Genomic DNA, 18,751 nt, shown 5'->3' with positions numbered 1-18,751 from the left:
TTTTTATTCACTTTCATTGGTCAAAGAAGATCAAATTATTAAGGAGGTTTTGGCAAATGCGTTGTCAACATTGTCATCAAAACGAGGCTACGATTCGCCTTAACATGCAAATAAATTCCGTTCATAAACAGATGGTTCTATGTGAAACTTGTTATAACGAACTGACCCGTAAACCTTCAATGAGTATGGGTCCTCAATCGTTCGGATTTCCTTTTGAACAGGCATTCCAGCCGAAAGAACAAAGCGCAGCAAAACAAAGCGGAAAAAAAGGGCTGCTTGATGAGCTGGCTCAAAATATTACAAACGGTGCTAAAGCCGGTCTCATTGATCCCGTCATCGGCCGTGATGACGAGGTGGCGCGAGTGATCGAAATTCTAAACCGTCGCAACAAAAACAATCCGGTTCTTATTGGGGAGCCGGGTGTAGGGAAAACTGCCATCGCTGAAGGACTCGCTTTAAAAATTGCTGAAGGCGATGTTCCAAACAAACTGAAAAACAAAGAGCTATACTTGCTTGATGTTGCATCCCTTGTTGCAAATACAGGGATCAGAGGCCAATTTGAGGAGAGAATGAAACAGCTGATCACTGAGCTGAAGGAACGAAAAAATGTCATTCTCTTCATTGATGAAATTCATCTTCTCGTCGGCGCAGGCTCTGCAGAAGGATCAATGGACGCCGGCAATATTCTCAAACCGGCCCTAGCCAGAGGCGAACTGCAAGTCATTGGGGCGACAACACTGAAAGAATACCGTCAAATCGAAAAAGATGCTGCGCTGGAAAGACGTTTTCAGCCTGTCATGGTGCAGGAGCCTTCAATTGAACAAGCTATCCTCATTCTGCAAGGGATTAAAGACAAATATGAGGCGTACCATGGCGTGACATTCAGTGATGAAGCAATCAAAGCATGTGTCACGTTATCATCCCGCTACATTCAGGACAGACACCTGCCGGATAAAGCAATTGATTTATTAGATGAAGCAGGTTCAAAAGCCAACCTGTTAATCGATGAACTGAATGATGAGGATGCGGCTGAACGCTTAACTGCAATTGAAGCCGAAAAAACCAAAGCCCTTGAAGAAGAAAATTACGAACTGGCGGCAAAACTCCGTGATGAAGAAATCGCATTGGAGAAAAAACTGAACAGCTCCTCCGCTCAAACCGCTGTCACTGTGGAAGCTGAGCACATTCAGGAAATGGTTGAACAAAAAACAGGCATTCCTGTCGGCAAACTGCAGGCAGACGAACAAACAAAAATGAAAGAGCTTGAAGCAAAACTTCATGAACGCGTGATCGGACAAGAATCCGCTGTTCAAAAAGTGGCAAAAGCGGTAAGACGAAGCCGCGCCGGATTAAAATCCAAAAACAGACCAGTCGGCTCCTTCCTCTTTGTCGGTCCTACCGGCGTAGGGAAAACAGAGCTCTCTAAAACACTGGCGGATGAATTGTTCGGCACAAAAGACGCTATTATCCGTCTCGATATGAGCGAATACATGGAAAAACACGCCGTATCTAAGATTATCGGTTCACCTCCTGGATATGTCGGCCATGAGGAAGCTGGACAATTAACTGAAAAAGTGCGCCGCAATCCTTACAGCATTGTGTTGCTGGATGAGATTGAAAAAGCACACCCAGACGTTCAGCATATGTTCCTGCAAATTATGGAAGATGGCCGTCTGACAGACAGCCAAGGCAGAACCGTAAGCTTTAAAGACACTGTGATCATTATGACAAGCAATGCGGGTGCTGGCGAGAAACAAACGAAAGTCGGTTTCCAATCAGATGACAGTGTCATCGAAGAACAAACACTGATTGATTCACTGAGCATGTACTTTAAACCTGAGTTCCTCAACCGTTTTGACAGCATTATTGAGTTCCGCTCATTGGAAAAAGAACATCTGGTCAAAATCGTCAGCCTTCTTCTTGGAGAACTTGAAGAAACATTGGCTGAACGGGGCATCAGCTTGCATGTGACATCTGAAGCGAAAGAAAAAATCGCTGAGCTTGGCTACCATCCTTCATTCGGTGCACGTCCGCTTAGAAGAACCATCCAAGAATGGGTTGAGGATGAAATGACTGATCTGCTGCTTGATAACAGCGAGATCACAAGTTTTCACGTCATTTTAGAAGATGATAAAATCAAAGTGCAAGCGAATTAACAATTAGCGGTTTCCTTTTAGGAAGCCGCTTTTTTATGCATTCATACTCTTGACTGAGAAAATACAGTCCCTTCCCCTGAAGCGCTGATTCCTTTCATCCTTTACACTTTTTTTAAGGAGGGATGGAACATGTTTATATATAGTGAATATGTATTTCTACTATTATATGAATACAGTCTGAAGGACAGCTTGCAAACAAACTGCCAATTTCATTAAACCCCCGGGCTTTTCAATTTTGAAAAGTCCGTTTTTGTTTATTTCTCCCTTCTATGCCTCTTCCTTGAATAATTCATGAACAAATTCACAATGTCCCTAAAGTTCCGGGCACCAAAACCGATATTAACCATAGACAAGCTAGTAAAAAAGGATTTGGTGAAAACTATGGATAAAACTTCGTTAATCGGTATTATTCTTGCTTTTGTGGCATTGAGTGTGGGAATGGTTCTGAAAGGCGTCAGCTTCAACGCGCTTGCAAACCCCGCCGCCATTTTAATTATTATCGCCGGGACAATCTCAGCAGTCGTTATTGCGTTCCCAACAAAAGAAATTAAAAAAGTGCCTGCGCTGTTCCGAGTGCTATTTAAGGAAAATAAACAGCTGACAATAGAGGAACTCATTCCTATGTTCTCTGAATGGGCCCAGCTTGCACGCCGTGAAGGTCTGCTTGCTTTAGAAGCAAGCATTGAGGATGTAGATGATGCTTTCTTGAAAAACGGGCTCAGCATGGCTGTTGACGGGCAAAGCGCGGAATTTATCAGAGATATCATGACAGAGGAAGTCGAAGCAATGGAGGACAGGCACCAAGCCGGAGCCGCTATCTTTACACAAGCGGGAACGTACGCGCCAACACTTGGAGTACTCGGCGCTGTAATCGGGCTAATTGCCGCCCTCTCTCATATGGATAACACAGATGAGCTTGGGCACGCCATCAGTGCTGCCTTTGTTGCCACACTTCTCGGTATCTTCACAGGGTATGTGTTATGGCATCCCTTCGCAAATAAATTAAAGCGAAAATCAAAACAAGAAGTAAAACTGCGTGAAGTCATGATTGAGGGTGTGTTATCCGTTTTAGAAGGACAGGCACCGAAAGTCATCGAACAAAAGCTTTTAATGTATCTTCCTGCGAAGGACCGCTTGAAATTTGCAGAACAAGGAGAGGCGCAAAATGGCGAGAAAAAAGAAGAAGAAGCATGAGGACGAGCACGTTGATGAATCATGGCTCGTGCCTTACGCCGACATCCTTACTCTTCTCCTGGCATTGTTTATTGTGCTGTACGCGAGCAGTTCAATTGACGCAGCTAAGTTTCAAATGCTTTCAAAATCATTTAATGAAGTCTTTACAGGCGGCACCGGCGTACTGGACTACTCCAGTGTCACTCCTCCTGAAAACGAGTCAGACGGCATCGATGAAGTGAAAAAGGAAAAAGAAGAGAAAGAGAAAAACAAGAAAGAAAAAGAAAAAGCAGCTGATCAAGAAGAACTTAAAAATGTGAAGAGCCAGGTGGAAAAATTCATCAAAGATAAAAAGCTGGAACATCAGCTTGAGACGAAGATGACTAGTGAAGGCCTCCTGATTACGATTAAAGACAGCATTTTCTTTGACTCTGGAAAAGCGACCATTCGTAAGGAAGACGTACCGCTTGCAAAAGAGATTTCAAATCTTCTTGTGATTAACCCGCCAAGAAATATCATTATCAGCGGACATACTGATAATATGCCAATTAAAAATTCTGAATTCCAATCAAACTGGCATTTAAGCGTCATGAGAGCGGTAAACTTTATGGGGCTTTTGATTGAAAACCCCAAGCTCGATGCTAAAGTGTTCAGTGCCAAGGGTTATGGCGAGTACAAACCGGTGGCTTCCAACAAAACTGCGGAAGGCCGAAGCAAAAACCGGCGGGTTGAAGTTCTTATCCTGCCAAGAGGCGCAGCGGAAACAAATGAAAAATAGAAAAAAAGGAAGCCCTGTGACATATCAGGCTTCCTTTTTTTACTTATTGTGAAACTGTTTTGCGTTTAACCCTACTCTTTTTAACATTTCAGTGCACATCTCTACCTCTTCTTCGCTTAATACGCTGATCATTTCATCAATTTCAGCAGCGTGATCAGGGAAAATATCGTTCAAAAGACCGATGCCTTTTTCAGTAATTTGTGCAAATGTCACCCGTCTGTCTGTAGGAGAAGCTTTCCGAATGAGAAGTTCTTTTTGCTCCAGCTTATCTACAACGTATGTGATGCTCCCGCTAGCCAATAGAATTTTATCACCTATCTGCTGCAGCGGCTGATCGCCTTTATGATATAAAAGCTCTAGTACAGCAAATTCAGTCGGATTCAGCCCGTGCTTATGAATATGCTTATTCATATGATCATTAATAGACCGATACGCGCGCGACAGCACGATAAATAACTTCAGTGATTTTTCTGTCATGTCTCAATCATCCTTTTAGAAACCGTTACAGAGAAACATTAATAAACAAAGACCAAAATGTCAATAAAAATCTTTCCAATATTTCTCTTCTTTTTTAAAATGTTAGCTGCTCAACATCTTTTTCTAATTTTTTTGGTTATTTTTTCTTATTAAAGAAGAAGAAACAATGATATAATACCTCTAATCAGGTGTATGTTGGAGCGATGCAAATTGAAAATACTAAAAGGCGCCTGCGGGAGAGTCAAACTTTATATCATACTGGTCGTGATTCCGGCAATCGTCATCAGCTTTTTCGTATATGAAAAAGAAAAAGATACAATAGCTGCAGAACATAAGCAAGAAGCAAGTGTCCTGCTAAACCTTCACCGCAATAAAATCAATTATTTAATCGGAGAAACGATGGCACGAATGACCTCCTTGTCCATCGCCATTGACAGACCGGTTGATATAAAGAAAATGCAGTCGATTTTGGAAAAGACCTTTGATTCAGAGCCGAGATTTTCCGGCCTCTATTTTCTAAATGCCAAAGGAGACGTCACCGCAAGCACAACCGAATTAAAAACGAAAGTAAACCTGGCCGACAGATCTTTTTTTACAAAAGCAAAGGAAACAAAAAAGACAGTCATTTCAGATAGTTATTCGAGCAGAATTACAGGCCAGCCCATTTTTACAATTTGTGTCCCTGTTTTGGACTCAAAACAAAATGTGACAGATTATCTTGTCGCAGCTATTCAAATTGATTATTTGAAAAATCTCATTAACTTGCTGAGCCCTGATGTTTATATTGAAGTCGTGAACCAAGACGGGAAAATGATTTTTGCGAGCGGACTGGCCTCCCGTGTAAAAGATCAGAAACCTGTCAGCGGATATCTGGATGATATTAGCTGGAATATGAAAGTATATCCGAACCCTGTCACAATAGAAGAATTGACAAAAAGCCTTGTGCTTCCGCTTTCATGCAGTATTGTGCTGCTGAATATCCTTTTTATTCTCGTGCTGTATTATTTACTGAAGCGCCAGACCCAGCTGGAGCGCTCAGAAAATGAGGCGCAAAAATTAGAGCTGATCGGGACGCTTGCGGCCAGCACAGCCCATGAAATCCGTAACCCTCTCACAGGGATAAGCGGCTTTATTCAGCTGTTGCAGAAGAAATATAAAGGTGAGGAAGATCAGCTTTACTTCTCCATTATCGAACAGGAGATCAAGCGCATCAATCAAATTGTGAGTGAGTTTCTCGTTCTCGGCAAGCCGACAGCTGAAAAATGGGAACTGAACTCGCTTCGGGACATTATCGAAGAAATTATGCCGATCATCTATTCTGAGGGGAACCTATACAATGTTGAAGTCGAATTACAGTATTTAACCGAGCAGCCCTTACTCGTAAAATGTACAAAAGACCATATTAAACAAGTGATTTTAAATGTGGCAAAAAATGGACTCGAGTCAATGTCTGAAGGAGGCAAACTGACGATCTCCCTGGGAGCTTTAGATAAAAAAGCCATAATCAAAGTTGTGGATAACGGTGAAGGGATTTCTCAGGAAATGCTGGATCACATCTTCCTTCCCTTTGTTACTTCGAAAGAAAAAGGAACCGGTCTCGGCCTTGTCGTTTGTAAACGGATCGTGCTGATGTACGGAGGCTCTATTCATATTGAAAGTGAAGTGCGAAGAGGCACAGAGGTGACAATTACCCTCCCCGTGTCCGCTTCATAACCCCCTGACCTTGTCAGGAGGGTTTTTTTATCTTCGTGACCGGGCATTTCCATTCGACTTGCCTGCTGGACTGCCGGAAAAAAGGATTTTGATGAAACGCAGCAGCATTTTCAGAAGCCAAAAAACCATAAAAAATACTAAAAAACCCTTTATGCCTTCTGTGGCATCTAAAAACTCCATATTCCCTCTCCCCGTCACTTTTTGCTGAATCTCAATCGCAAATACGATCACAATGATAACTGTAACAGTATAGATAAAGGACAAGGCTGTTATACTCCATTTAGAAAGCCAAGTAAACACAACATGAGTGAAACCGAAAAAAAGAATGCCAAAAATGCCGATCACCCAAAAATGCATTTCTTTGTCAGTTAAGTGAATGCCGAATAATCCGCATATAGAAATAAAAGCATCATGAAATTCATTGACCATTTCAGTAATAAGAATCGCCAGTTCTTTCATTAGTTCCCTCTTTCATATGAAATTTTCCAGAAAAAAAGAGCGCTTCTGAAAAGCTCTCTTTCTTTATATATGCATCTGATAGGCCGCTATTTATTTGCATCATATGCTGGCATAACATCTCTGCGGGGCCACAAGCCTAATTTCTTTACAAGACCTTGAATCCCTTGGGAATGTTCGTTTTCTTGCATAAGCTGGTGATATTCATTTATTAAACAATCCAGCTCCTGACTGTGCCTGATCGTGTCATGCCCTGTAAATCCCTGCTTTCTAGCGGCATCTATCATTAACTTTCTTTTTTCATCAATAGACACCAACAATCTTTCTTGTTCAGAAGAACCGCCCATTCACTTCACCCCTCGCCGCTAAGAAATAGGAAACAAGTTTGATTGGGTTATTGTGCATTATTACAGATTATACTTTATTTGTAAACATATTTTCATTAAATAAGTTAATTTTTCAGGTATAATAGATATATTGATAGGATTAGAAGAACAATACCCAGGTGAAGAATATCTTAAACACGCCGCCACGCAGGAGGTATGCCCAATGAAGAAAAAGAAAGCAATAATGCTCGGAGCCGCAGGCGGAAAAGCGATTTTAAAGAGGAAAAACCGAAAAAAATGTATCCAGCACATCACTACTTTTTTTCAGATGCTTCGCGATTGGCGAAATGGCAATTACCCTCGTTCACAGGTTAAAACACTTTTGCTGCTAACTGCTGCCATCTTGTATATCGTCATGCCGCTCGATATCATTCCAGACGTTATACTAGGTCTTGGGTTTATTGACGATGCAGCTGTCTTAGGTTTCATTTGGATGCTAATTAAAAAAGAACTGTCACAGTATGAAAAGTGGCGTTTGCAATAAATATAAAAAGCCCCGTTCGGTGAACGGGGCTTTCTCATGCTTATTGACTCACGCTGTTTTTTTCATAAATCGGAACCCAGCCTTCAGTTGTGACAAAAATTCTCACCGCGACAACTTTGCGGTCCTCCTGAAGCGTGAAGTAATGGCGGATATTCTCAGGCACGGAGATTAAATCTCCAGGGTTCAAACGGACATCAAAAAACGTGCCGTCCTTGCCTTGAATGACAAAAATACCGTGTCCGCTTACGATAAAACGAACCTCATCGTCTGTATGGTGATGCTCTCTTTTAAAATTTTCAAGCAGTTCATCAAGTTTCGGGTTGCTGTCTGACAATGAAATAACATCCTGTGCTTTGTAGCCCCGGCGGGTTGAGATGTCTTTAATTTCAGTTTCAAAGGTATCAAGAATTTGCTGTTTTTCTTCTTCTGTCAAATCATATTTCTCTGAGAGATGATCCGGAAGCTTCGCGATATCCCATTGCTCATAAATAACCTCTTGACTGTCCAGAAAGCTTGCTACTTCCTCTTGATGTTCAATCGTTGTATTTGCCTCATCATGAATTCGAATTGTAGCCATTTCAATTCCTCCTTTTATTTAACCAGCTGATGCTGAAGGGTTTTCAATTTTAAATGGTAGCTGAACAAAAATTCAAACGCTTCAAGCACTCTTTTTGCTTCAAATGCTGTTCTCCCCCATGCGGTAATACCGTGATTGCGGATCAGAACAGCTCCTGAATCTTCTGAAACTTCTTTCTCAAACAGTGCCGCGAGCGTCGGAATATGAGCCGGATTTTCAATGATCGGAATGGTCACTTCTGCATTCTCTTCCCATAAGCCGAGTGCTTTTATAATTTCCTGGCCTCTGAATGTGATTTTCTTTTGGTCTCCGTATATCTCTGAAATCACATTATTGTTTACCGTATGGACATGCAGGCAGCATCCGGCATTGGTTTTATTGTACAAATGTGTATGAAGCAGTGTTTCCGCTGACGGTTTCAGAGAATGCCCGCTTTCAGCGGGCTCTCCGTTTTGGTCGACCAAAAGAAAATCCTCATCCGTCTCTTTGCGTTTATCTTTTCCGCTTGCAGTGACGAGAAATGTTAAAGGCTCATCAGTAACCTTAATGGACAGATTGCCGCTAGTCGCCGGAAACCAATCTCTCTCTGCCAATTCCCGTTTTACTTCAGCGAGCTCTCGCCATCGTTCTTGTTTTGCAGCCATTCCTGTACCTCCGTTACATTCTCAATTTCTTTTCTTATCTCATAAAAATCTTGATACGGGAGATGATTGAGGTTTTGCTCCTGGCATTCGTTTAATAAATAATCTCTTGCAAAGCATAAGTCAGACAGCTTTGCTGCCTCCACATCTGTAACCGAATCACCGATCATGATGATATATTGGTTTGGTTCAGAAAGTTCATGGATGACCGACGGCTTACAGCACCCGCATTGATTGCTGCATGTTCCCTTGCAAGAATGAGGCCAATCAATATGAATATAATCATTGTCAAATGACGCATGATTGCAATAAACGCGGTCTTTCTCCACAATGCCTTCAAGCAAAGGATATACAAAAAAGTCCATCCCTCCGCTTATGACATAAAACGGAATCTCATTCTCATTGATAAACGCTACAAATTCCCGAAAGCCTTCCCTGATTTTTGCATCTTCCAATACAAAACTTGTAATCTCTTCTTTTAAACGGCTGGGCAGCAGGCTGAACATCCGCCCGACACCTTCCTTGATCGACAGCTTTTTGGAAAGTACGCCGTCTTTTAATGCCACCCACTCCGGCGGAGCGAATGTTTTCATGATATTTATAATGTTGTCGTTCATTGTGATGGTTCCGTCAAAATCACATATAATCAAAGGTTTTCGAGTCGTCATACGGCTTCAGCCTTTCCCCATTTGTCTAGCGCAAGCTTAAGATCCTTGCATTGTTCGGCTTTTTCATCAATCGGCTGGGCTTCTAAGACCGCATCAATAATGGCTCTGAACGCACGCCCCCCGCCTTGGGCACCGTTTGGATGTCCATGTACGCCTCCTCCGGCGTTAATGATATGATCTATGCCGAAATCACGCATTAATAGCGGAACCATGCCGGGGTGAATGCCTGCTGACGGAACGGCAAATGTTTGGTTAAAAGCATCCTCTCTCACACATTCTTCATGAATGGCCAGCGCATCAGCTCTTGGCAGCGCAACCGAACCATATGGAGACGGAAAGAGGCTGAAGTCAGCACCGCAATATCGGTTTAATTTCCCGAGTAAAAGTGCATGAGAAAATCCGTAAAACGGAGAAGATGTAAAGGCCCCGCTGACCGCTGGATGCGCCATAATCGGAATTGCGATTTCAGGATCTTCCGCAAGGCTTTGCATAACGTCCAAGCCGTAAGCGAAGACATTAAACAAAAGCGCATCAGCCCCCAATTCGGCAGCACGTCTCGCTTTGTCTTTCAGATCAGCCGTGCGTCCAGTCAAATTCACCGCATACAGCGTTTTATGTCCGGTTTGCTCATACGTTTCTTTTAATATTTGCTTTCCTTCTGTAATTCTTGTTTCAAAAGGCGCTAGACCTGTCTCAAAGAAAATTTCATCGTCTTTAATCAAGTCAACTCCGCCAAGCGCCTGCTGTCGAAGCTGTTCTTTAATATCACTCAGGTCCCTTCCGATTACACCTTTAAATATGCTCATTAACAGCGGTCTTTCAAACTCTCTCAGCAGCTTCCGGATGCCGTATACGCCAAACTTTGGTCCCGGAAGTACACGCTTAAATGCTTCAGAGAAGTGAAGATCGATTAATTTGATTTTTCCGTCCAAGGACAGCTTGCCAAACACTGTTGTCAGCAAAGCCGGAATATCCTGAGAGAAATTGATTTCAGGATAGGCAATTGTGATGACGGCTTGTTTTTCTGATACAGAAGATCCCTCTCTCTCCTCAACATTTATCACCCGCCCCTTGTGCTTTTGCATTTGCTCCTGCTTTACAAGAGGGAGATCAGTCCAGGAGCCTACTGTCAATCCTGTTGCAATTTGTTCTGCTTTCTTCTCTGTATCAGCTCCCGGTTCTGTTAAAAGATATGTTGCTAATAACTCACTCATCCCAGAGCTCCTTTCATTTTCATCCATATCAAAAAACCTCTTCAAACTGCAATCGCGTCTGAAGAGGTTTCGTTTCTCGTCCGAATCTTATCTCTCAGCCGCTAGCTGCAAGAATTAGCACCGTGCTTTATAAGTCGGTTGCCGGGCTTCATCGGGCTCGTCCCTCTGCCTGCTCTTGATAAGAAAATATAGATTTTATAAATTATTTTGAATTATCCCATCGTTATAGGGTCTTGTCAATGGTTTTTTGGGTAAACAGGTTTAGTTTGCCAATTCGATAAGCGGCTTCCTTGAGCCTTTCTTCACTTGTTAAAAGTCCGACTCTGACGTAGCCCTCTCCGTATTCACCGAAGCCGTTTCCAGCTGCAACCGCCACATTCGCTTTTTCCAGCAAAAGGTCTGAGAACTTCTCAGAAGTATAGCCTTCAGGTACAGGCAGCCATGCAAAAAATGACCCTGCTGGAGCTGTCACATCCCAGCCAATTTCACGGCATGCAGCAATCCAAGCGTTTCGCCTGCTCTCATATCGGGCATTTTGCTCTGCCACACACCTCTGATCAGCTAACAGTGCCTCTGCTGCAGCCTCCTGAGTGGCTCTGAAAAGACTGACAAACATATGGTCTTGATAAAGATTGATTGCTTCAATGACCGAAGCGTTTCCGACGGCAAAGCCAACCCGCCATCCTGCCATGTTATACGTTTTTGACAGCGTGTAAATTTCAATTCCAATATCCTTTGCACCTTCAGTCTGCAAAAAGCTTAAAGGCTTACAGCCGTCAAACCCTACAGCGCCGTAAGCAAAATCATGAACGACGCAGATTCCGTTTTCTTTTGCAAAGCTCACGGTTTCTTCAAAGAATTTAGAGGTAGCAACAGCTCCAGTCGGATTATTCGGATAATTTAAATACATCAATTTCGCTTGTTCTCTCACCTGAGCGGGGATGCTGCTGTAATCGGGAAGAAACGCCCTGTCCTTTACGAGCGGCATCATTTCCATCTTCGCTTTCGCGAGTGTGACACCAGACCAGTAATCAGGGTAGCCCGGATCGGGAACTAAAATCGTATCACCGGGATTCAACAAGCATTGCGGGAGCTCGACAAGACCTGCTTTTCCGCCGAATAATACAGCGACTTCGGTTTCCGGATCCAGATCAATGCCGTACTCTCTTTTGTAAAATGCAGCCGCCGCTGACTTCAGGCTGTATGAGCCGCGAAAAGACGAATATTTATGATTCTCAGGATCAGCAACAGCTCGTTTCATCTCCTCGACGATATGTTCCGGAGTCGGCTGATCTGGATTTCCCTGTCCTAGATTGATAACGTCGTGTCCCTCTGCGAGCTTTCGGTTCACTTTCTGCACCAAGGAAGCGAAGAATTGTTTAGGCAATTCCTTTAATACATGAGACTGTTCAAATTTCATCTATTCTCACCTTCTAAAAAAATCTTGAAATGATAGTCCATCATCATATATGGTTAAATGAAAAAAGTAAAGAAAAAATTTGGGGTGTTAAAAAGATGAAATGGACGATATCTTGTCTTCAATTTGATATTTCATATGGTAAACCTTCGGAAAATATAAAAAAGGCTGAATTTTTGATCGAAAAAGAAAGCAAACATGCTGATGTTCTTGTTCTGCCTGAATTATGGACGACCGGATATGATCTGGCCAATCTTGATGAACTCGCTGATGAAGACGGCCATTTTGTTCAGAGCTGGCTGAAGAAAACGGCAAAAAAACATGGAGTTCATCTTGTCGCCGGATCGGTCGCTGTCAGAAAGGATTCTGATGTTTATAATACAATGTACATCGCGGATAAGGAAGGGCAAATCATTAAAGAGTACAGAAAAGCCCATCTTTTTCAGCTGATGGATGAGCATTTGTATTTATCAGCCGGTTCCGAAGATGGATGCTTTGAGCTTGACGGCGTCAAAAGCGCAGGATTGATCTGCTATGATATCCGTTTTCCGGAGTGGATCAGAAAACATACGACAAAAGGTGCCAACGTGCTGTTTATTTCCGCGGAATGGCCTCTCCCCCGACTCGATCATTGGAAAAGCCTGCTTATTGCCCGTGCCATTGAAAATCAATGCTTTGTCGCAGCCTGCAATTGCACTGGTTCAAATCCAGATAATGAATTTGCAGGCCATAGCCTGATTATTGATCCATGGGGGCGTGTACTTGCTGAAGGCGGCCGTAAGGAAGGCATAGTCCGTGCGGAAATCGACCTTCATAAAAGCGTCGAAGTACGGGAGAGCATCCCTGTTTTCGATGATATCAGAAAAGATTTATATTAAAAAATATATTGACAACTTATTAAAACACCTGTTAGTATGTTCATCAACTGATAAATTAGAATTGTTTAACAAATGAATATATTCTCTTATCGAGAGTTGGGCGAGGGATTTGGCCTTTTGACCCCAACAGCAACCGACCGTAATTCCATTGTGAAATGGGGCGCATCTTTTTCGCGCCGAGACGCTTGTCTCTTAAGGCACGGTGCTAATTCCATTCAGATCTGATCTGAGAGATAAGAGAGGCGGACATAGATGTTAAGCCTCCTTCTCTCTGAGAAGGAGGCTTTTTTACGGCCACATATTAAGTGATTACATAATTGGAGGTTATGATGATGGCAGTCACAAAAACACCTTTATACGAAACGTTAAATGAAAGTTCCGCTGTGGCGTTGGCTGTGAAGCTTGGCTTATTTCCAAGCAAAAGCACCCTGACATGTCAGGAGATCGGCGATGGCAACTTAAATTACGTTTTTCATATTTATGATCAAGAACATGACAAAGCATTGATCATTAAACAGGCGGTTCCTTATGCAAAAGTGGTGGGAGAAAGCTGGCCGCTCACAATCGATCGTGCAAGAATCGAAAGCAGCGCTCTCATCCGTCAGGGCGAGCATGTGCCTCACTTGGTTCCAAGAGTGTTTTACTCTGATACGGAAATGGCGGTTACCGTCATGGAGGATCTCTCTCACCTGAAAATCGCAAGAAAAGGACTCATTGAGGGTGAAAATTATCCGCACCTGTCACGGCACATCGGTGAATTTTTAGGAAAAACACTTTTCTACTCATCAGATTACGCGCTTGAACCTAAGGTGAAAAAACAGCTTGTTAAACAGTTTACAAACCCTGAGCTATGCGACATTACGGAAAGACTTGTTTTTACAGATCCTTTCTTCGACCATGACACAAATGATTTTGAAGAAGAGCTTCGTCCTTTTGTCGAGAAGCTTTGGAATAATGACAACGTTAAAATCGAAGCCGCTAAGCTGAAAAAGTCATTTTTAACGTCTGCGGAAACGTTGATTCATGGTGATTTGCATACAGGAAGCATTTTCGCAAGTGAGCACGAAACAAAGGTGATTGATCCTGAGTTTGCTTTTTACGGACCGATCGGCTTTGATGTAGGGCAATTTATCGCCAACTTATTTTTGAACGCACTCAGCCGTGACGGGGCTGACAGAGAGCCGTTATATGAACATGTCAACCAGCTCTGGGAAACGTTTGAAGAGACGTTTAGTGAAGCCTGGCAGAAGGACAGTCTGGATGTTTACGCCAACATCGACGGTTACCTCACTGATACGCTCAGCCATATTTTTGAAGAAGCAATCGGATTTGCGGGCTGTGAGCTGATACGACGCACGATCGGCCTTGCCCATGTAGCTGACCTGGATACGATCGTGCCGTTTGATAAACGAATCGGCAGAAAACGCTTGGCGCTTGAAACCGGCACAGCCTTTATCGAAAAACGTTCGGAATTCAAAACGATAACAGATGTGATTGAATTATTTAAGTTACTTGTAAAGGAATGATCCATTCATGACCCATTCATTTGCTGTTCCACGTTCTGTTGAATGGAAAGAAACAGCTATTACCATTTTAAATCAGCAAAAGCTTCCTGATGAGACGGAATATTTGGAGCTGACGACGAAAGAGGATGTATTTGATGCGATTGTCACGCTCAAGGTAAGGGGTGCTCCGGCGATCGGCATTACGGCTGCCTTCGGACTAGCGCTTGCTGCCAAAGACATTGAAACAGAGAATGTCACAGAATTCCGGCGCAGACTGGAAGACATCAAACAATATTTAAACAGCTCACGGCCTACAGCCATTAATTTGTCATGGGCGCTTGAGAGACTGAGTCATTCGGTCGAAAACGCGATTTCCGTAAATGAAGCAAAAACAAACCTTGTCCATGAAGCAATTCAGATTCAGGTCGAGGATGAGGAAACGTGCCGGTTGATCGGCCAAAACGCCCTGCAGCTTTTCAAAAAAGGCGACAGGATCATGACGATCTGCAATGCCGGCTCAATCGCGACAAGCCGCTATGGAACGGCGCTAGCTCCGTTTTACTTGGCCAAACAAAAAGATTTGGGATTGCACATTTTTGCCTGCGAAACAAGGCCTGTTCTGCAAGGATCACGCCTTACTGCTTGGGAGCTGATGCAGGGAGGCATTGATGTCACGCTAATTACAGACAGCATGGCCGCCCATACGATGAAGGAAAAACAAATTTCCGCTGTTATCGTCGGAGCTGACCGAATTGCAAAGAACGGTGATACGGCAAATAAAATCGGCACATATGGCCTTGCTATTTTAGCAAACGCCTTTGATATTCCGTTTTTTGTCGCCGCACCTTTATCTACATTTGATACGAAGATCAAATGCGGCGCTGATATCCCGATAGAGGAGCGGGATCCCGACGAAGTCAGGCAGATTTCCGGAGTACGGACCGCTCCATCAGATGTGGCTGTCTTTAATCCCGCTTTTGACATTACACCTCATGATCTCATTTCAGGAATCATCACAGAAAAAGGGATTATGACCGGTAACTATGCAGAAGAGATTGAACAGTTGTTTAAAGGTGAAAAGGTGCATTAAAAAACCGCTGGACTTTGCTCATTTGGAGCTGAGTCAGCGGTTTTTTTGTTTCTTTTTGTTAACATTGATAATTTCATCTTTTTGAGCGCTTGATATGATATGCAGTTTTACAAACAGTTTGGCAAAAACGGCAATTTTCTCAGAGCGGCTCGGCTTCAATTGCTTTGTCCTCCTTTTTCATCAGACCAACTTTTTTAACTTAATAAAATGATATGTCGTCAGTGAAAAAAGGGAACGTGCCATATGTTTTATTTTTCTTTATAGGAGATTTGCTCGATGTTCAGCAAAAAAGCTTTAATATCAGTTTTGCTTCCGGCGTAGCCTGTTAACGCACTGTTTTTGCCAATCACTCTGTGACACGGAACAAAAATCGGCAGGTCGTTACGTTTATTAGCCTGTCCGACAGCGCGCACCGCCTTCGGACTCCCGACCGCAGCGGCAATATCAGCATAGCTTCGGGATTCACCATATGGGATCCTCTCCAGCGCCTCCCACACTTTTTTCTGAAAAGGTGTGCCCTCTTGGCTGAGCGGCAGGGAGAATGTCTTTCTTTCTCCGGCGAAATATTCATGAAGCTGTTTTTTCGCTTCTGCAAGAAGAGGTGTTTCCTTGTGTTCTGTCTTCTGAACGGTTTCTTTCCAATCCATCCAATCTTCCTGACTGAGAAATAGACGGGTGATCCTGCCCTCCTCTTCGGCAATGATAAATTCACCGAGCGGCGTTTCAGCTGTCATATAGTAATTCACTCATCATTCCTTCTTTCTTCAGCATTCTGTCTGACGGGAAGCGTAATATGAAAAACGGTGCCCTTTCCTTCTTCACTTTCGACCATAATCTCGCCTTGATGTTCTTCAATAATTTTATAGCTTACCATAAGCCCAAGTCCAGTTCCCCGTTCCTTTGTCGTATAAAATGGTTCACCAAGGCGCTTTAATTTATCTTCTGTCATTCCAATCCCCTCGTCTTTTAAGGAGATGAGAACATGATCTTGATCCAGTACTCTTATCGTCACAAAAATGTTTCCGCCGTCAGGCATCACTTCGATAGCGTTTTTTAATATGTTGATAAAAACCTGTTTCAGCTGATTCGGTTCACAGTAGATCGGGGGAATGTCGTCCATTAAATCAAGCTGCATTTGTACATTGCTGAGATTGGCTTGCGCGTTTAGAAGGTCTATCGTGTCTCTCATAATTTGGGTAACATGTTTTTCCTCATACATAATGGCCTGGGGCTTGGCTAAAATCAAGAATTCGGTGATGATGGATTCGATGCGCTTTAGTTCTGAGGTGATCACGTTGAAGTAAAGGGCGTAGTCTCCCTCGACACTTCCTTTCAGAAGCTGAATGAAGCCTTTAAGAGCGGTCATCGGATTTCTGATTTCATGGGCAATGCCGGCTGCGAGTTCGCCGACAACATGAAGGGTATCTGATTTGCGCAGGCGTTCCTCCAATTCTTTTCGCTCTGTAACGTCTTTAAAGATAGCCAAGTTCATATTTTGAATAATATTCCGTTTAAATGAGAATTCGAGTTTTCGATTGTCACTGCTGCTTAGCAAAAATGGAATTTCGTTATCCATTTCATCAAAATTAATCTGCCTTGCCGGTGATGCCAGATTTTCTATTTCATAAGCAGAAATAATATCTAGCAGGCTGTGCTGTTTGATCTCTTCATGTGACAGGCCCAAAATATGGCTTGCTAACGGGTTGGCGTCGATGATCCTGTATTGATTGTCGAACAATACATTGCCGTCCATTGAGCCGTTGAACACTTTTCTGAATTTCAGCTCGCTTTCCCGAAGCTCCTTTTCCATCCGCTTTCTGTCGCTGACATTTCTTAAGATCGTTAAATGCTGGTTTTCAAGTATGGTCCGCTTTGAAGTGAATTCGAGCTCTTTGAACTGCCCATTCCCCATTTGAAACAGCAGCTCTTCTCTGATCTCTCCGTATTTTGCATATTTCCTTTTCGTTATGCTGTATTTCTGCTGCGAGTCGACGAGAAAATCACACAGCTTTCTTTTCAACAGCAAGTTCATCGGCAGCTCAAAAATTTTGCAGGCTGATTGATTCGCCTTAACGATTCTTCCGTCATTCGACCAAATGATGATGGCGTCCATCGCATTTTCAAAGATTTCTCTGAATCGCTCCTCACTTTTAAAGAGCTGGAGCTCCATAGACCGCTTCTCTGTGATATCCCTCATAATAGACATATAAAAACCGCTGATGATGTTTGATGTAATCGTGAATTCAAATAGCTTTTGGACTCCTGAACGAAGCTTGACAGGCAGCTCCCCCTTCGCTTTTCCCTTGCGGTTGAGCGTCTTCCAGATATTGTCGAAATCTTTTCTTGAGCCGCTGTCTATAAACTCATACAACGATAAATGAGACAGCTCATTATGATTGATTTCGAAGCTTTTACAAAAGGACAAATTGGCATCAATAAAACCGCCATCTTTATCAAACAGGACGATTCCATCAACCGCTCTGTCAAACAAGTCCTTAAAAAGCTGTTCATTCATAGAGAATTCCCGCTCCAAAATCTTCTTAGAAGATATGTCCCTCATGACAACAAAAAAGAAATCCTCGCCAATGCCTCTTTTGGCCAGAAACTCTATGTATTTTGTCGCCCCGCAATCAAGCCTGATCGGGACCTCCTTCCACAGAAAGCCTTTTTTAAAAAACTTCTTTACGGCAAGATTCAGTTCATCCTTTGGGATTGAAAACAAAAAATCCAAAACAGAACGCTCTTTTAAATCTTCCGAATCAACTTGAAGCATCCTTTCTGTTGCTTCATTCGCCTTAACGATTCGCATTTCGTTATCACAAATAAAAATAGCATCGAGCGTATTGTTGACAATCACTTGATGCTGATTCAATTCCTTTTTCAGTCGCGCGTTTTCTTCTTTGAGGCGATTCAGTTCCTCTCGCAGCTCCGAGTTTGTCTGGACATCAAGAGTTTCCATGCATGTACACTCCTTCTTCAAAACCTATCCCTCAATATTTCTACAAAATGCGGGAACTTCCTTCATTTGCCCTATAAATTTCAGAAAATTTCAGCGCCATTACATTCCGAAGACATTTTCTACGATCCTTACCGCCACTTTACATCGTCCTAACAATCAGCATTTTTTTAGATTCCTTT

At 42.9% G+C, this 18,751-nt stretch carries 19 protein-coding genes and 2 riboswitches; of the genes, 8 read left to right on the top strand and 11 right to left on the bottom strand.

The annotated features are described in order from the left end of the window. The first annotated feature begins 56 nt into the window (after positions 1-56). From clpE to motB, 3 genes are all read left to right on the top strand, one after another. Entirely contained in the window at positions 57-2,156 is a 2,100-nt protein-coding gene (gene clpE / locus CDO84_RS06460; protein ID WP_040083304.1) for an ATP-dependent protease ATP-binding subunit ClpE, read from the top strand. Positions 2,157-2,537: 381 nt separating this feature from the next. Beyond that, the gene (motA, locus tag CDO84_RS06455; protein WP_014663751.1) at positions 2,538-3,350 is read left to right on the top strand and encodes a flagellar motor stator protein MotA; all 813 of its coding nucleotides are present in this window, start codon (positions 2,538-2,540) and stop codon (positions 3,348-3,350) included. Then, a complete protein-coding gene (motB, locus tag CDO84_RS06450) occupies positions 3,322-4,107 on the top strand; it encodes a flagellar motor protein MotB (protein WP_014663750.1) in 786 nt (261 codons plus the stop codon). Before motA ends, motB begins: the two co-directional genes overlap by 29 nt. Before the next feature lie 39 nt (positions 4,108-4,146). Here the strand turns inward: motB and mhqR are convergent, their stop codons facing one another. Beyond that, positions 4,147-4,584, bottom strand: coding sequence for a MarR family transcriptional regulator MhqR (gene mhqR / locus CDO84_RS06445; RefSeq protein WP_003232475.1), 438 nt, complete (start codon positions 4,582-4,584; stop codon positions 4,147-4,149). Between the two features lie 192 nt (positions 4,585-4,776). Between mhqR and kinD the strand changes: the two genes are divergently transcribed. Continuing rightward, positions 4,777-6,297 carry a sporulation kinase KinD gene (gene kinD / locus CDO84_RS06440; protein ID WP_082033015.1) on the top strand — a complete coding sequence of 507 codons (1,521 nt, stop codon included), beginning with the start codon at positions 4,777-4,779 and terminating at the stop codon, positions 6,295-6,297. A gap of 27 nt (positions 6,298-6,324) precedes the next feature. Here kinD and CDO84_RS06435 read toward each other — a convergent pair whose 3' ends face one another. Both CDO84_RS06435 and spo0E read right to left on the bottom strand, forming a co-directional pair. Continuing rightward, complete coding sequence (locus CDO84_RS06435; RefSeq protein ID WP_014663748.1) at positions 6,325-6,756, bottom strand: hypothetical protein; 432 nt, start codon at positions 6,754-6,756, stop codon at positions 6,325-6,327. An 86-nt stretch (positions 6,757-6,842) separates the two neighbouring features. Further along, entirely contained in the window at positions 6,843-7,100 is a 258-nt protein-coding gene (gene spo0E / locus CDO84_RS06430; RefSeq protein ID WP_003218598.1) for an aspartyl-phosphate phosphatase Spo0E, read from the bottom strand. Positions 7,101-7,302: 202 nt separating this feature from the next. On the opposite strand from spo0E, the gene CDO84_RS06425 reads away from it, so the two are divergent. Next, positions 7,303-7,623: a YkvA family protein gene (locus CDO84_RS06425; protein WP_014663747.1), complete on the top strand. Its 321-nt coding sequence runs from the start codon at positions 7,303-7,305 to the stop codon at positions 7,621-7,623. Positions 7,624-7,663: 40 nt separating this feature from the next. On the opposite strand, the gene mtnD is transcribed toward CDO84_RS06425, so the two are convergent. The 5 genes from mtnD to mtnE form a co-directional block, all read right to left on the bottom strand. Then, a complete protein-coding gene (gene mtnD, locus CDO84_RS06420) occupies positions 7,664-8,200 on the bottom strand; it encodes an acireductone dioxygenase (RefSeq protein WP_040083307.1) in 537 nt (178 codons plus the stop codon). Between the two features lie 14 nt (positions 8,201-8,214). Further along, positions 8,215-8,844: a methylthioribulose 1-phosphate dehydratase gene (locus tag CDO84_RS06415; protein ID WP_040083308.1), complete on the bottom strand. Its 630-nt coding sequence runs from the start codon at positions 8,842-8,844 to the stop codon at positions 8,215-8,217. Further along, positions 8,802-9,509, bottom strand: coding sequence for a 2-hydroxy-3-keto-5-methylthiopentenyl-1-phosphate phosphatase (gene mtnX / locus CDO84_RS06410; protein ID WP_014663744.1), 708 nt, complete (start codon positions 9,507-9,509; stop codon positions 8,802-8,804). Before mtnX ends, CDO84_RS06415 begins: the two co-directional genes overlap by 43 nt. Continuing rightward, positions 9,506-10,723 (bottom strand): 2,3-diketo-5-methylthiopentyl-1-phosphate enolase, encoded by a 1,218-nt coding sequence (gene mtnW / locus CDO84_RS06405; RefSeq protein ID WP_040083802.1) that lies wholly within the window; start codon positions 10,721-10,723, stop codon positions 9,506-9,508. Before mtnW ends, mtnX begins: the two co-directional genes overlap by 4 nt. Before the next feature lie 84 nt (positions 10,724-10,807). Then, a riboswitch (SAM riboswitch) is annotated at positions 10,808-10,908 on the bottom strand. A gap of 38 nt (positions 10,909-10,946) precedes the next feature. Next, positions 10,947-12,143, bottom strand: coding sequence for a methionine-glutamine aminotransferase (gene mtnE, locus CDO84_RS06400; RefSeq protein ID WP_040083309.1), 1,197 nt, complete (start codon positions 12,141-12,143; stop codon positions 10,947-10,949). Positions 12,144-12,238: 95 nt separating this feature from the next. On the opposite strand from mtnE, the gene CDO84_RS06395 reads away from it, so the two are divergent. From CDO84_RS06395 to mtnA, 3 genes are all read left to right on the top strand, one after another. Continuing rightward, positions 12,239-13,018, top strand: a complete 780-nt coding sequence (locus tag CDO84_RS06395) for a carbon-nitrogen family hydrolase (RefSeq protein ID WP_040083310.1) — start codon at positions 12,239-12,241, stop codon at positions 13,016-13,018. Positions 13,019-13,101: 83 nt separating this feature from the next. Next, a riboswitch (SAM riboswitch) is annotated at positions 13,102-13,258 on the top strand. 92 nt (positions 13,259-13,350) lie between these two features. Next, positions 13,351-14,544: an S-methyl-5-thioribose kinase gene (mtnK, locus tag CDO84_RS06390; RefSeq protein ID WP_040083311.1), complete on the top strand. Its 1,194-nt coding sequence runs from the start codon at positions 13,351-13,353 to the stop codon at positions 14,542-14,544. 7 nt (positions 14,545-14,551) lie between these two features. Beyond that, positions 14,552-15,613, top strand: a complete 1,062-nt coding sequence (gene mtnA, locus CDO84_RS06385; protein WP_014663739.1) for an S-methyl-5-thioribose-1-phosphate isomerase — start codon at positions 14,552-14,554, stop codon at positions 15,611-15,613. A gap of 33 nt (positions 15,614-15,646) precedes the next feature. On the opposite strand, the gene CDO84_RS21350 is transcribed toward mtnA, so the two are convergent. From CDO84_RS21350 to kinE, 3 genes are all read right to left on the bottom strand, one after another. After that, the gene (locus CDO84_RS21350; RefSeq protein WP_014663738.1) at positions 15,647-15,772 is read right to left on the bottom strand and encodes a hypothetical protein; all 126 of its coding nucleotides are present in this window, start codon (positions 15,770-15,772) and stop codon (positions 15,647-15,649) included. 89 nt (positions 15,773-15,861) lie between these two features. Beyond that, positions 15,862-16,359, bottom strand: coding sequence for a methylated-DNA--[protein]-cysteine S-methyltransferase (locus tag CDO84_RS06380; protein WP_040083312.1), 498 nt, complete (start codon positions 16,357-16,359; stop codon positions 15,862-15,864). After that, on the bottom strand, positions 16,356-18,572 hold the full coding sequence (gene kinE, locus CDO84_RS06375; RefSeq protein ID WP_040083313.1) for a sporulation two-component system sensor histidine kinase KinE: 2,217 nt from the start codon (positions 18,570-18,572) through the stop codon (positions 16,356-16,358). The genes CDO84_RS06380 and kinE overlap by 4 nt, the downstream gene beginning before the upstream one ends. Positions 18,573-18,751: the final 179 nt, after the last annotated feature.

Origin of the sequence: Bacillus sp. MD-5 (assembly GCF_002201875.1) — a bacterium.
Taxonomy (GTDB): domain Bacteria; phylum Bacillota; class Bacilli; order Bacillales; family Bacillaceae; genus Bacillus; species Bacillus stercoris.
The sequence above is the reverse complement of the archived record's forward strand: the minus strand, read 5'-3'. Positions and strand labels throughout refer to the sequence as shown.

Bases quoted from the DNA above. Each gene is read 5' to 3' on its own strand.
- clpE (WP_040083304.1), top strand. From the start codon at position 57: ATGCGTTGTCAACATTGTCATCAAAACGAGGCTACGATTCGCCTTAAC.
- motA (WP_014663751.1), top strand. From the start codon at position 2,538: ATGGATAAAACTTCGTTAATCGGTATTATTCTTGCTTTTGTGGCATTG.
- motB (WP_014663750.1), top strand. From the start codon at position 3,322: ATGGCGAGAAAAAAGAAGAAGAAGCATGAGGACGAGCACGTTGATGAA.
- mhqR (WP_003232475.1), bottom strand. From the start codon at position 4,584: ATGACAGAAAAATCACTGAAGTTATTTATCGTGCTGTCGCGCGCGTAT.
- kinD (WP_082033015.1), top strand. From the start codon at position 4,777: ATGTTGGAGCGATGCAAATTGAAAATACTAAAAGGCGCCTGCGGGAGA.
- CDO84_RS06435 (WP_014663748.1), bottom strand. From the start codon at position 6,756: ATGAAAGAACTGGCGATTCTTATTACTGAAATGGTCAATGAATTTCAT.
- spo0E (WP_003218598.1), bottom strand. From the start codon at position 7,100: ATGGGCGGTTCTTCTGAACAAGAAAGATTGTTGGTGTCTATTGATGAA.
- CDO84_RS06425 (WP_014663747.1), top strand. From the start codon at position 7,303: ATGAAGAAAAAGAAAGCAATAATGCTCGGAGCCGCAGGCGGAAAAGCG.
- mtnD (WP_040083307.1), bottom strand. From the start codon at position 8,200: ATGGCTACAATTCGAATTCATGATGAGGCAAATACAACGATTGAACAT.
- CDO84_RS06415 (WP_040083308.1), bottom strand. From the start codon at position 8,844: ATGGCTGCAAAACAAGAACGATGGCGAGAGCTCGCTGAAGTAAAACGG.
- mtnX (WP_014663744.1), bottom strand. From the start codon at position 9,509: ATGACGACTCGAAAACCTTTGATTATATGTGATTTTGACGGAACCATC.
- mtnW (WP_040083802.1), bottom strand. From the start codon at position 10,723: ATGAGTGAGTTATTAGCAACATATCTTTTAACAGAACCGGGAGCTGAT.
- mtnE (WP_040083309.1), bottom strand. From the start codon at position 12,143: ATGAAATTTGAACAGTCTCATGTATTAAAGGAATTGCCTAAACAATTC.
- CDO84_RS06395 (WP_040083310.1), top strand. From the start codon at position 12,239: ATGAAATGGACGATATCTTGTCTTCAATTTGATATTTCATATGGTAAA.
- mtnK (WP_040083311.1), top strand. From the start codon at position 13,351: ATGGCAGTCACAAAAACACCTTTATACGAAACGTTAAATGAAAGTTCC.
- mtnA (WP_014663739.1), top strand. From the start codon at position 14,552: ATGACCCATTCATTTGCTGTTCCACGTTCTGTTGAATGGAAAGAAACA.
- kinE (WP_040083313.1), bottom strand. From the start codon at position 18,572: ATGGAAACTCTTGATGTCCAGACAAACTCGGAGCTGCGAGAGGAACTG.